Origin of the sequence: Bacillus sp. 22-7, from assembly GCF_010628845.1 — a bacterium.
Lineage (GTDB): Bacteria > Bacillota > Bacilli > Bacillales > Cytobacillaceae > Cytobacillus > Cytobacillus firmus_B.
The window spans coordinates 1-11,750 of record NZ_NJQY01000038.1; the positions used below are offsets into that span (position 1 = coordinate 1).

Annotated in this window: 13 protein-coding genes; 5 read left to right on the forward strand and 8 right to left on the reverse strand. The window is 43.9% G+C overall.

From position 1 onward, the window contains the following. Nucleotides 1-129: 129 nt before the first annotated feature. Complete coding sequence (locus CE058_RS22705) at nucleotides 130-1,050, forward strand: alpha/beta hydrolase (RefSeq protein ID WP_163145122.1); 921 nt, start codon at nucleotides 130-132, stop codon at nucleotides 1,048-1,050. Between the two features lie 45 nt (nucleotides 1,051-1,095). Here the strand turns inward: CE058_RS22705 and CE058_RS22710 are convergent, their stop codons facing one another. Both CE058_RS22710 and CE058_RS22715 read right to left on the reverse strand, forming a co-directional pair. Further along, nucleotides 1,096-1,632: a hypothetical protein gene (locus CE058_RS22710; protein WP_048008186.1), complete on the reverse strand. Its 537-nt coding sequence runs from the start codon at nucleotides 1,630-1,632 to the stop codon at nucleotides 1,096-1,098. Between the two features lie 171 nt (nucleotides 1,633-1,803). Next, complete coding sequence (locus tag CE058_RS22715; protein ID WP_048008187.1) at nucleotides 1,804-2,130, reverse strand: iron-sulfur cluster biosynthesis family protein; 327 nt, start codon at nucleotides 2,128-2,130, stop codon at nucleotides 1,804-1,806. A gap of 121 nt (nucleotides 2,131-2,251) precedes the next feature. On the opposite strand from CE058_RS22715, the gene CE058_RS22720 reads away from it, so the two are divergent. Next, nucleotides 2,252-2,473, forward strand: coding sequence for a CDGSH iron-sulfur domain-containing protein (locus tag CE058_RS22720; RefSeq protein ID WP_048008188.1), 222 nt, complete (start codon nucleotides 2,252-2,254; stop codon nucleotides 2,471-2,473). 33 nt (nucleotides 2,474-2,506) lie between these two features. Here CE058_RS22720 and CE058_RS24895 read toward each other — a convergent pair whose 3' ends face one another. The 5 genes from CE058_RS24895 to CE058_RS22740 form a co-directional block, all read right to left on the reverse strand. Further along, nucleotides 2,507-2,656 (reverse strand): hypothetical protein, encoded by a 150-nt coding sequence (locus tag CE058_RS24895; RefSeq protein WP_204260571.1) that lies wholly within the window; start codon nucleotides 2,654-2,656, stop codon nucleotides 2,507-2,509. A 79-nt stretch (nucleotides 2,657-2,735) separates the two neighbouring features. Continuing rightward, nucleotides 2,736-3,071, reverse strand: a complete 336-nt coding sequence (locus CE058_RS22725; protein ID WP_048008190.1) for a YolD-like family protein — start codon at nucleotides 3,069-3,071, stop codon at nucleotides 2,736-2,738. A gap of 15 nt (nucleotides 3,072-3,086) precedes the next feature. Next, the gene (locus tag CE058_RS22730; RefSeq protein ID WP_048008191.1) at nucleotides 3,087-4,346 is read right to left on the reverse strand and encodes a Y-family DNA polymerase; all 1,260 of its coding nucleotides are present in this window, start codon (nucleotides 4,344-4,346) and stop codon (nucleotides 3,087-3,089) included. A gap of 265 nt (nucleotides 4,347-4,611) precedes the next feature. After that, nucleotides 4,612-5,406 carry an SDR family NAD(P)-dependent oxidoreductase gene (locus CE058_RS22735; RefSeq protein ID WP_163145123.1) on the reverse strand — a complete coding sequence of 265 codons (795 nt, stop codon included), beginning with the start codon at nucleotides 5,404-5,406 and terminating at the stop codon, nucleotides 4,612-4,614. After that, nucleotides 5,407-6,381 carry an MBL fold metallo-hydrolase gene (locus tag CE058_RS22740; protein WP_048008193.1) on the reverse strand — a complete coding sequence of 325 codons (975 nt, stop codon included), beginning with the start codon at nucleotides 6,379-6,381 and terminating at the stop codon, nucleotides 5,407-5,409. Between the two features lie 659 nt (nucleotides 6,382-7,040). Here CE058_RS22740 and proC point away from each other — a divergent pair. The 3 genes from proC to namA all read left to right on the forward strand — a co-directional run bounded on the left by proC (nucleotide 7,041) and on the right by namA (nucleotide 10,179). Beyond that, nucleotides 7,041-7,871, forward strand: a complete 831-nt coding sequence (gene proC, locus CE058_RS22745) for a pyrroline-5-carboxylate reductase (protein WP_048008194.1) — start codon at nucleotides 7,041-7,043, stop codon at nucleotides 7,869-7,871. 54 nt (nucleotides 7,872-7,925) lie between these two features. Next, nucleotides 7,926-9,065, forward strand: a complete 1,140-nt coding sequence (locus CE058_RS22750) for a glycosyltransferase family 2 protein (protein ID WP_163145124.1) — start codon at nucleotides 7,926-7,928, stop codon at nucleotides 9,063-9,065. Nucleotides 9,066-9,159: 94 nt separating this feature from the next. After that, a complete protein-coding gene (gene namA, locus CE058_RS22755; RefSeq protein ID WP_163145125.1) occupies nucleotides 9,160-10,179 on the forward strand; it encodes an NADPH dehydrogenase NamA in 1,020 nt (339 codons plus the stop codon). A 46-nt stretch (nucleotides 10,180-10,225) separates the two neighbouring features. Here namA and CE058_RS22760 read toward each other — a convergent pair whose 3' ends face one another. Further along, nucleotides 10,226-11,563: a sodium-dependent transporter gene (locus tag CE058_RS22760; RefSeq protein WP_163145126.1), complete on the reverse strand. Its 1,338-nt coding sequence runs from the start codon at nucleotides 11,561-11,563 to the stop codon at nucleotides 10,226-10,228. Between the last annotated feature and the right edge of the window lie 187 nt (nucleotides 11,564-11,750).

Sequence of the window (11,750 nt, forward strand, 5' to 3'; positions counted from 1 at the left end):
GTATCTCACCAATCGGGCCTTTACGGGCAGTAAGCCCCCCACTTATCCTCCTTTGATTCCTCTGAGTCTTGAAGTGGGGGGCTTACTGCCCGTTAGACCGCGATATAGAAAAAAGATGGAGGGATGGATTTGAGAAGGTTTTTGCGTTATTTATTTTCCATCGTTCTCTTTCTTTCATCACTCGGCGTCTATTTTACAAATAGGCTTATGTTTATGAAAAAGAAGGAAGATGACTTTATTTTAGAAAGGGAGAAGGAGTCCGGCAGGCTTGATCTGCTCAAGTATGAAAGCCTCCCGAAAAGAGAAGTGCTTATTCCTTCCCCATTTGGCTATAACTTAAAAGCCGTGGCTGCCGAACCCCATAAAAACAGCCGCTATATCATTATTTCTCACGGGGTTACGGAAAACAAAATGAACTCGATTAAATATATGAACCTCTTTCTGGAGCGGGGGTTTAACGCAGTAATCTATGATCATCGCCGCCACGGAGAATCCGGGGGGAAGACGACAAGCTACGGACATTATGAAAAGTTTGACTTAAAAGCAATTGTTGATTGGCTTAAAGCGGAAAAAGGGCCTGATATCCAGATCGGCATTCATGGTGAAAGCATGGGGGCAGCCACCATGCTCCTTTATGCGGGAATGCTTGAAGACGGTGCCGATTTTTACATTGCCGATTGCCCTTTTTCTGATTTTAAGGAGCAGCTGGCTTATCGTTTAAAAACCGAGATGAAGCTGCCCGCGAAACTCTTTTTGCCTGTTGCCGATCTATTCCTGCGGATGCGGGAGAAATATTCCATTGCGGATGTGTCGCCTATATCAGTTATAGAAAACATAAAGAAGCCCATCCTGTTTATCCACAGTGAAAAAGATGATTTTATTTTGCCGACCATGTCCGAAGCTTTGTATGAAAAGAAACAAGGCCCTAAAAAACTTTACCTTGCTGCCAATGGGATCCATGCCCAATCCTTTAACGAAAACAGAGAGGATTATGAAAAAGTCATTGACGAGTTTTTGGAGCAGTATGTCAAAGATACTTTATCACAATAGAAGCAGCTGGCTTCAGTGTAAGCCAGCTGCTTCATATAAGATTTTCTAATTTTTCTTTTTCTTTATGATTTCCTTGCCATCTGCCGACAGCCCTCTTGCAGTATGAAAATTTCCCATTTTAAAATAATAGCGTTTGTTTTCTTTTTTGATAATAGCCGCTTCTTCGAATTTCTCTTCCTTGCCGGCTACCTCTACTTTTTTAATATCTCTGCTTTGAATTTCACCAAAAATTATTGGTAATCTGTTTTCCAGATTACCTTCCTTATCGTAATCATAGAAAGTATCTGAATAAACGGTCATATGTTCATTTTCATAATGCTCCCAATGGTTATGGCCTTCATTTTTCCAGCCCTTTTTGTCACTGCCTTTCAAATAGGCAGCTGCCATGGCCTCGACCTCATTTTGCCCATCATTCTGCTGCGTTAAATACAGCAGTATGACTCCATCTTTTACCTTTTCTTTATGTAAGACTTCTTTTACATTGAATGGAATTCCATCATCAATCGCCTGGCCCATCGTTGCCGTACTGCACCCCGACAAAATCAGGAAAGCTGCCGCCAGAAAAAATAACTTCCACTTCATTCGAATCTCCCCCAATCAGCACTCTCTTCACCCATAATGACAAACATCTTGTTATCTAACCTTTTACTAATATATTAAAACCTTATTTTCCAGAATTTCGGAAGGGTATTTTTACCTACTCAGCCTATTAAAAAGACCGCCTTCCCTCAGCGGCCGTCTGCTACTTCATTATTATTTTGTTTTATCAATAAAGCTCATTCTTGGGTTTAAATACTGATTCGGGCTTTTTAACTGATAGCAATTTGCCTTCTCTGAAAAGTCTATCGTTAATTTTTCATCCAAAAATACTTCCTTGGATTTTTCCACATATACGCTGCCGGTGTTTGTTTTGATTTCCCTGTCATCTTCATCCAGCTCTTCAACAAGCCAGAGTGCCGCCACTCCGCTTACCACACAGCCGCAGCCGTCTATATCATACTTTAGTTTTATGAATCCATCTTTGCCGGCAATCCGTCCCGATAATTTTTCTGCCGCCAATTCAGTTAATGTTATTTCCATGTTGTAAAACTACCTCCCCTTTGCATATGCTGATTTTAACACAGATAAGCATAACATGCTTCTGAAAGAGACAGCTGCTATTGAGCCGCCTAATAAAGATTTTTAGAAAGGATGATTGGATATGTCCAAGGCGCAGATTAAAGTAATGGATAATGGATCGCTGCGTGTAACAGGTGATGTAGAGTTAATTGATATGGATGGCAATAAATTCGAAACAGGAAAAACCTTTTCCCTTTGCCGCTGCGGAAGATCTTTGAAAATCCCATTTTGTGATGGCACTCATAAAGGAACTTTCCAATCCTGTGTCCGCGCGGAGAAAGCTTCCGATGACAAGCAGCAATAATGGTGAAAACGGGGACAGTCATCCCCGTTTTTTTTATTTTTCACTTTTTATTCTTGCAGGTGTCGCTCTTTCATCCTGTACTCTCCCTTGAAGCCGTTCCCGGTCCCTGTCCGTACTGTCTTCCCCGGCCCCTGGTGCGGCGTTGGCCATTGGCAGCTGTTCAAGTTCTTTTCCTCTAGGCATATTTCATACACCTCCCTGCTGTTAAGGTGCTTCCCTCGCCCAAAAATACCCGTTTTAAATTCATCCAGTTCAGACAGCACTATTCTTCCGTGAACCGCGCATCCGCTATATCGTTAATGGAAATACGGTGAATTTCCCCAAACCGGTCAACAACATGAAGCTTTTGGCCAAGGTCATCCCAATAATGAATGCTCCCGATAACCAGTTCATAATTTCTGCCCCTGTAATGTGTAAGTGTAACGTTTTTTTGAAATTCCATTGCTTCCGAAAGAATTTCATTCATATATTCAAGCTTCTGCTCATCCAATTCCCGCTTTTGCTCGTATGTGTCTTCCTTTGCCCAGTCTCTTAAGAGCTTTACATGTTCCGGCAGCATCATGGAAGTCCATTTAATTCTGCCCCGATCGCGAATCATAAGCTGACCCTCCTTTTACATTTTATGGCCGCCAACCAATGTCGCACGGTGTTTGGCGGTTCCTGCGCCTGTATAAGAGACGGCTCTCAGAAGAGCTCCTCCTCCAAACTTGGAGCGGATCCGGTCGACAGTATAGCCGAGCTCCCTTTTTTTCCAGCCATCCAAGTCGAACAGACTCAGCTGCATTTCGCAGTCATCCGTAATATTGCCGAGGGAAATGGAAATCTGCCGTACTGTTTTCCCCTCATAATTCTCGTCAAAAAGCTCCAGGCAGACCCGATAAAGATCCATCGTAATATTGGTTGGCTGATCAACTGTCCTGGAGCGGTAAAATCCCCCTCCGAATTCATCCTGGCTGTAGCCAAGGCCAAAGCTGATGGTTCTGCCGGCTTTGCGGTGGCTGCGGGCCCTTCTTGCCACTTCTTCACACATCTCAAGGACCACATGCTTAATTTCCTTTTCCTCTTTGTAATCCCTCAGTAAAATCTGGCTTTTGCCGAAGCTGATCTGCCCTGCCATAATCGGCGCGCCTATTTCCGACAAATCAATACCCCATGCATGGTGATAGAGCTGATTGCCCATAATCCCAAACTTCTTCTCGAGCTTAGCCAGATCATAGCGGGCAAGCTGGCCGACTGTAAAAATCCCCATTCCATTCAATGTCTTTTCAACACGGCGGCCGATGCCCCACATTTCCCGTAACGGGGATATATTCCACAGCTTTGTTTTTACATCTCCATACGTCCATTGTGCAACTCCCTTTTTTTTCGCCTCAAGGTCCAGGCAGAGCTTTGACATTAGCAAATTAGGCCCTATTCCTATGGCACAGGGAAGCTGAAATTCCCGTTCAATATCATCTTTTATTTTCCAGGCAATCGTCTGGGCATCACCCCAGAGATGCAATGCGCCGTCTACTTTTATAAAGCTTTCATCGACACTGTACGTATGGATGGCTTCCTTGGGGACATATCGGTTAAACACTCTGGTGATTTCAGTGGAGATTCTTAAATAAGTCGCCATTTTCGGCTCCTCAACTCGAATGCGCGGATCTTGGGGGACCTCAAAAAGACGGGACCCTGTCTTTATTCCAAACTCTTTTTTCATTCGTGGAGAGGCCGCCAGAACAACGCTCCCCTTCCGTTCCACATTCCCGGCAATTACAAGATAGCAGTCAAGAGGATCCAGACCAAGCATGACAGCAGAACAGCTTGCATAAAAGCTCTTCATATCAACACACAAAATTTGATTGTTCGGCATTGAGCTGTAATCAACCATGACTTCGACATCCTCCTTCAAAAAAAAGCGTAAGACGCTGCTTATCAGCTTCTATGCTGCATAGCCCCTCTGAACCCAAAAAAATATATATCACAAGAACATCCGTTCTGTATATGTATACCCATTATATTAAGCGAATATGCGTTCGGTTTCAATGGAAATTTTACGCGGTTTTTCTTAAAAGTGGTTCTTTCTCCCCAGGATAGACGCCTCACCAGCCAAAAACAAAAGAAGCTGCAGGCATTTGGCTGCAGCTTCTGAGCTTCTATTTTTGATTGAATGCGCGTTTTCCTATTTTTTCGAACAGGCCTGGAAAAAGGGCATAGATAATGCTCCCCGCATTCATCCACCGCGGAAGGTTGATTTCCCTGACAGGCCGCAGCATGGCATTGACTACCTTGCGGGCCACGTATTCAGGCTTAAGCATAAATTTGCTGACATTTTTCACGTATGTGCCCTTTTCATCTGCAATCGTAAAGAAATTGGTTTCAATAGGTCCGGGGTTAACTGCAGTCACAAATACATTGCTGTCAGCAAGCTCCATCCGAAGGCTGTTTGTATAGCCAAGAACCGCATGCTTGGTTGCGGAATAGACACTCGATTTCGGTGTGGCCATTTTACCGGCCTGTGAAGCGATATTAATAATATGGCCGCTCCTCTGTTTCCTCATCACTGGGAGCACCATGCTCGTGCAGGCCATTAAGCCAACAACGTTTACATCAAACATTCCTTTTATTTCTTCAACTTTTGCTTCATGCGCCTCGCGAAAAACACCGAAGCCGGCGTTATTCACAAGCACATCTATGTGACCAAACCGGGCAATGATCTCTGAAAAAACAGCCGAAACTTCGTCAGTGTCTGAAACATCAAGCTTATCCACATGAACATCGACTGAAAAGCGCTTCCGCAAGTCTGCCTGCAGCTCCTGCAATTTGTCAAGGCGGCGGGCAAGAAGGACAAGATTTGCTCCCCTCTCGGCACAAAGGACGGCCATTTGCGCCCCGATTCCGCCTGATGCACCGGTGATAATCACATTTTTATTTTTTAATCTGTCTGACAATCAAACCACCTCTTTTGATGCGGAATACAAGAATGCTTCCTCCTCTTTATTTATATAAATCTCTCCTATTGAATGCAAATAGTCAAGCTGTGCGACTGTTTCGGAAATGGTCAGGGAAAGCTCCTTCTCATAAACCTTCGGAAAAAGGCGGCGGCATACCTCAAAAACAGTAAGCGATTCGGACTCAAGCCATGCCTTTACTTTCATTGCCCGCTCATGCTGGCGGCCAAGCCTTTCGCTTATTAACCCATTCACATTTGTAATATCCTCTCCATGTCCGGAATAAAAAAGGGATATCGGCAGCTGCCGCAGTTTTTTCAGAGACTCGTTATACTGAAGCTGCGGCTTCGGTCTTTCCGCATTGCCGGGAAGCGGCGGCTCCAGGATAGGGTTAGGTGAAATGTGTGCAAGCAAATGGTCTCCTCCAAGGAATACACCATCTTTCTCCCTGAATAAACCTATATGGCTCTGTGCATGCCCGGGGGTCTCCGTTACCGTCCAATCGTTAAGCCCTTCAGGCTGGCTGCCTTCTTTCAGCTCTCCTGTCAGGGTACGATTGCAGGAATAGCGCAAAGTCTTTTTCATTTTGTTAATAAAGGAAGCATACCTTTCAGGAATTCCAAATTCGTTAAACAGTTTTATGTAAAACTCATCATGAAATTTTAGAAATTCGTCAGTACGGGACAGCCACCTTTGGTTAACCGGGTGCCCGAACACATCAAGATTGTCCGGGAAAAAGTCAAGCAGCCCGGCATGATCGGGATGATGATGTGTGAGAACAACCTGTTCAAAATCACCGGGAGTTAAATTCAGCTCTTTAAGCTGGGATTTTAAAGCTTCCCATGCTTCATCCGTTTTAGGCCCGGCATCGACAAGAGTCAGCTTTTCCCCTTTTACTGCATATACATTAACGTCGCCGACAGGAAAAGGTGTCGGGATCACAAGCTTTGCAATACCATCCTTCCATTTTGCCATTTTACAATCCCCCTAAAATCACTATATTTAAATAAAATAAAGCTGTTTTTCTATATACTTCCGCAGGCATGCATCATTTAGTAAACAGTTCTGTTATCCCCTTAAAATATCAGCATTTGCCATACGCATATATTAACGGAATTTAATAACATAATTTACAAATTTACATATATAAAAATAAGTGTACCGTTCTTTTTAGTAATTGTCATTATTTTCACATAACTTTTATGCAATATTGATAATTTTTTGAAAAATACTTCTTGACAAATAAGTGTGTCTTCTTGCATAATCACAATTAAAATTTGATTTTCATAAATCAAAGCTGTACTTCTACAGCAGAAACATGGCGATGAATAAGATTAGTAAATGGAAAACGGCGAAAGAGAGTGAAGCTCAAACGGCTGAAAGGCTTCACCGTCCACTTGACCATTGAACCTGCCTTATGAGCTGTTAGGAAAACCTAAACGCACCCCCGGCGTTATCGGGATCGAGATGCCTTTTCAAAACACAGCGGCTGCGGCAGGCATGCTGCACGAAGAAAGAAAAGGCAATGAAGGTGGTACCGCGGAAGCAAAGTCTTTTCGTCCTTTACTGGATGGAAAGGCTTTTTTATTTTAACAGCCGGTAAATAGAGCAACAATAAGGAGGAATAACAGCAAATGAAAAAATTAGCTATTGCAGGAGCAGGATCAATGGCAGAAGCGTTAATATCAGGAATCGTCGAAAGCCGGCTCATTACCGGCAGCAATATTTGGGTGACAAACAGATGCAGCAGGGAAAAACTTCAATCCCTGCAAAAAGCCTATGGCGTTCAGATAACTTATAATCTCAGTGAACTATTAAGCGGGGCTGACGCTGTTATTTTAGCGATGAAGCCAAAAGATGCTCAGGAAGCCATCAATCTCATAAAGCCTTATTTACATGAAGACATGCTGATCATTTCCGTTCTCGCCGGAGTTTCGATCGAAAGCATTGAACTTTTGGCAGAAAAAAAGCTGCCAGTCGTAAGAGCCATGCCCAATACATCAGCAGCAGTCGGAAAATCAGCAAGCGCCTTATCGGCTAATGAAAGAGTGTCCAAAGAACAGATGAAAGCAGTAAGAGGCATTTTTGATACAGTTGGAAAATCAGCATTTGTTGAGGAAAAACAGCTGGATGCTGTAACAGGCCTGTCAGGCAGCGGACCGGCATATATTTACTATCTTGCGGAAGCTATGGAAAAAAGCGCGGAAGAAATCGGACTCGAAAAGGGTATGGCGAAAGAATTTATCATCCAGACACTCATCGGGGCAGCCGAAATGCTGGCCCGATCAGCCAAGGACCCCGAGCAGCTGAGGAAGGAAGTAACAAGCCCTGGCGGCACCACCGAAGCAGGTGTAAAAGTGCTTGAAGCGAACGGAGTGCAGGAAGCTTTCATTGAATGCATCAAGGAAGCGACAGCGCAATCCAGGCGGCTTGGCCAAAGCTTCAGCAGCACAGTGAAAATTTAGCTGACAGCATCTCCCCTAAAAAACGTCGTCTAAAAAAGGATGAGAAACCTGCAAATGCTCATTATTCTATTAAGCGCAAGCCTCCTGGTATGGATTGCAGTACTAATTGATGCCGTTCTGGGACTAAAAAGCCTGGACCGCCTTGAAGATAGCAATACGATGACTGAAGGCCCCCTTCTTTCTGTTATTACAGCGGCAAGGAATGAAGAAGCCAAGCTTGCGGAGAGCTTAGAAACCCAGCTGCGGCAAAGCTATAAGCGCATTGAATGGATATTGGTCAATGACCGTTCAGCCGACAGGACAGGAAGCATCATGGACCATATTCAGAAGAATGATTCAAGGGTTAAATGTATTCATATTGATTCCCTCCCATGCGGATGGCTGGGAAAAAACCACGCTCTTTATAAAGGATATATGGAATCATCAGGGGAATTAATCTTGTTTACAGATGCCGATGTGTTATTTAAAAAGGAGGCCTTCAGCAAGGCGGTTCATTATTTCAGCAAGAATGAACTTGATCATTTAACGGCGGCACCGAGCTTGACGGGCAGGAGCTTCTGGCTCAACACGTTCATTGCTTTTTTTCTTTTTGGCTTCTCCTATTATAAGCGCCCCTGGCTCGCTAACAATCCACGTTCAAAGAGCGGAGTTGGCATTGGGGCATTTAACATGGTGTCCAGGCGTTCCTATGAAGCAATCGGAACACACAAGGCAATAAAAATGCGGCCTGATGATGATTTAATGCTTGGAATGAAAATCAAACAAAACAACCTCAGGCAAAAATTTGCAACGGCGATGGACCTGATTGAAGTTGAATGGTATGAAAGTTTAATAGAAGCCTTCAAAGGATTGGAGAAAAATACTTTTGCAGGCCTCCATTACCGAATTAGCATGGTGCTCTTTGCAATTGCCGGCACATTCAGTTCACAGGTGCTTCCCTTTCTCACCATCTTTTCAACTGACAAAGTAATTTTCAATCTAAGCTTTGCAAACATCATTTTTTTAGCAGGTGTTTATACAATCATTACAAAAAGAATGACCAATTTTTCTCCGCTTCTGTTTACTGTATTTCCAATTACAGCTCTCCTGTTTATTTATTCCATAATCCGTGCCAGCATCCTGACCTTAGTACGGGGCGGCATAGTCTGGAGAGGTACATTATATAAGTTAAGCGAACTGAGGAATAAACATTGAAAGCACACACCTTCCTTAATGCATGTTCTTTTTCATTTTTGGAACTGCCTGATATACTTAATATTTAGGATAGCGAAATAAGGAGGCAGAAATTATGGAAACAAAGCTTTTTTCACCTTTTACAATTAAAGGAGTCACCTTTAAAAACCGAATTGTTATGGCACCGATGTGCATGTACTCAAGCCATAATGAAGACGGAATGGTTGAAAACTGGCACCGGACTCATTATACGAGCCGGGCAGTCGGACAGGTGGGATTAATCATCCTGGAGGCAACTGCCGTGACTCCGCAGGGCCGAATTTCTCCTCAGGATCTGGGAATATGGAGTGATGATCACATCGCAGGCCTGAAGGATTTAACCGGGCTAATGAAAGAACACGGTGCTTCACCTGGAATACAGCTGGCACATGCCGGAAGAAAAGCGACTGTTGAAGGAGAAATTCTCGCCCCATCCGCTGTTGCTTTTAATGAAAAAATGAAAACACCAAAAGAAATGACAAAAGAAGAAGTATCAGAAACTGTCCAGGCATTCAAAAAAGGCGCTGAAAGAGCGAAAAAGGCCGGCTTTGAAGTAATTGAAATTCATGCGGCACACGGATATCTGATCAATGAGTTTCTCTCACCCCTAAGCAATAAACGGAGTGATGAGTATGGGGGATCGGCTGAAAACCGGTATCGCTTCCTCGGTGAAGTCATTGAAGCCGTTAAAGCCGTTTGGGATGGACCTTTATTTGTCAGAGTATCAGCCCATGATTATCATGATGAAGGGTTGACCGCAAAAGATTATGCAGAAATGGGAAAATGGATGAAGGAGCAGGGAGTGGATCTAATTGACGTAAGCTCCGGAGCAGTAGTGCCGGCCAGAATACATACTTACCCTGGCTACCAGGTCAAATTCTCTGAAATCATTAAAGAAGGTGCGAATATCCAGACTGGTGCAGTCGGGCTTATTACATCTGGCCTGCAGGCTGAAGAAATCCTCCAAAACGAGCGTGCTGATTTAGTCTTTATTGCCAGAGAATTACTGAGAGACCCCTATTGGCCGCGGACAGCAGCAAAAGAACTTGGCGCATCAATCGAACCTCCTAAGCAATATGAACGGGGATGGCTGTAACATAAAACGAGGGATGGCACTTGTTAGCTGCCATCCCTCGTTTTTATTATATAATCTGCAGTGAATCAAGGAATACAATGATAATAACCAGAGGAACTACATAGCGCAGAAGGAAATACCACGAGGAGAAGATTCCGTTCAGCGACTTTGAACCTTGAATCAATTCACTTCTCAGCAGGTCTTTCTTCATTCTGTATGAGACGAATATGGAGATCAGCAAAGCTCCAACCGGCATCAAGATGTTGCTGACAAGGAAATCAGCAGCATCAAAGATGATTTTGCCGAAAATTGAAATATCTGATAAGCTGCTGAAGGATAATGCAGATGGAACCCCGACGATAAAAATTGCCAGTCCTGTCAGCCAGGCTGCACGGGTTCTGCCACTTCCCTTCTTATTCGTCAGAGCAGCCACCACAATTTCAAGCATTGAAAAAGCGGATGTTAAGGTTGCAAATAGAAACAGTGCAAGGAAGAAGAGCAGGAACACCCGCCCAAACAGAATCTGATCGAAAACAGATGGCAGGACAATGAACAATAAGCCGGGACCTGCAGCAGGCTCAAAGCCCAATGAGAACACAGCAGGGAAAATTGCCAGTCCAGCCAGAACTGAAATAAATAGATTCATTGCGACAACAGAAAATGCAGGCTGCATCAGATTTTCTTTTTTAGATAGATAAGAGCTGTACGTTACCATAACCGATACCCCGACACTTAGAGAGAAAAACGATTGGCCCATCGCATATAGGACGGTTTCAGATGTTAAGTTTGAAAAATCAGGCTTTAAAAAGAACGAGACGCCTTCCATCGCATTATCCAGTGTCAGAGATCGTGCAATCAAAATAATAAATAAAAGAAACAAAGCCGGCATCATAATTTTGCTGACCTGCTCGATCCCCTTCTGGACGCCTTTGGCAACCACTAAAACAGTTATGAATAAAAAGATCCCCTGTGCCGCTACAACAGACACAGAGTCTGACACGGCTGCGCCAAATAGCTCCTCATAATTGCCTGCACCATTCATAGAGCCGGTAACCCCGTATACAATGTACTTCAGAATCCACCCGCCTATTACACTATAGAAGGATAAAAGCAGAAAACACGTGAATACGCCAAGGTAGCCTATCCAGTGCCATTTAGTTCCTGGAGCAATATCCTTATATGCCGAAATTGCCTCCTTCCCCGTACTGCGGCCAATCACAAACTCGGCCAGCAAAAGCGGAAAACCAATTAAAAGGGAAAATAACAGAAATAATAAAATAAATGCCCCGCCTCCGCTTGTTCCTGTCACATACGGAAGCTTCCAGATAGCTCCAAGTCCGATTGCTGAACCTGCCGATGCTAAAATAAATCCTATCTTCGATGACCATTGCTCATTTTGCTGCATGCCTGTACCTCCATAATTTTTTATCGCAGTCTAAAGGGCAGTATGACCCCCACTTCAAAACTCAGAGGAATCAATAGAGGATAAGCGGTGGTCAAACTGCCCAATCAAGCTGCGGCTCCTAGGGCAAGTCGCCTCGCTTTATAATGTAAAGGCCCGAAATAAGGACAAGACTAAGAACGCCACGTCC

Excerpts from the sequence above, each read along its gene's own strand:
- CE058_RS22725 (WP_048008190.1), bottom strand. The coding sequence starts at position 3,071 with ATGATTCGCGATCGGGGCAGAATTAAATGGACTTCCATGATGCTGCCG.
- CE058_RS22715 (WP_048008187.1), bottom strand. The coding sequence starts at position 2,130 with ATGGAAATAACATTAACTGAATTGGCGGCAGAAAAATTATCGGGACGG.
- CE058_RS22750 (WP_163145124.1), top strand. The coding sequence starts at position 7,926 with ATGCTCATTATTCTATTAAGCGCAAGCCTCCTGGTATGGATTGCAGTA.
- CE058_RS24895 (WP_204260571.1), bottom strand. The coding sequence starts at position 2,656 with ATGCCTAGAGGAAAAGAACTTGAACAGCTGCCAATGGCCAACGCCGCA.
- proC (WP_048008194.1), top strand. The coding sequence starts at position 7,041 with ATGAAAAAATTAGCTATTGCAGGAGCAGGATCAATGGCAGAAGCGTTA.
- namA (WP_163145125.1), top strand. The coding sequence starts at position 9,160 with ATGGAAACAAAGCTTTTTTCACCTTTTACAATTAAAGGAGTCACCTTT.
- CE058_RS22730 (WP_048008191.1), bottom strand. The coding sequence starts at position 4,346 with ATGGTTGATTACAGCTCAATGCCGAACAATCAAATTTTGTGTGTTGAT.
- CE058_RS22710 (WP_048008186.1), bottom strand. The coding sequence starts at position 1,632 with ATGAAGTGGAAGTTATTTTTTCTGGCGGCAGCTTTCCTGATTTTGTCG.
- CE058_RS22720 (WP_048008188.1), top strand. The coding sequence starts at position 2,252 with ATGTCCAAGGCGCAGATTAAAGTAATGGATAATGGATCGCTGCGTGTA.
- CE058_RS22740 (WP_048008193.1), bottom strand. The coding sequence starts at position 6,381 with ATGGCAAAATGGAAGGATGGTATTGCAAAGCTTGTGATCCCGACACCT.
- CE058_RS22760 (WP_163145126.1), bottom strand. The coding sequence starts at position 11,563 with ATGCAGCAAAATGAGCAATGGTCATCGAAGATAGGATTTATTTTAGCA.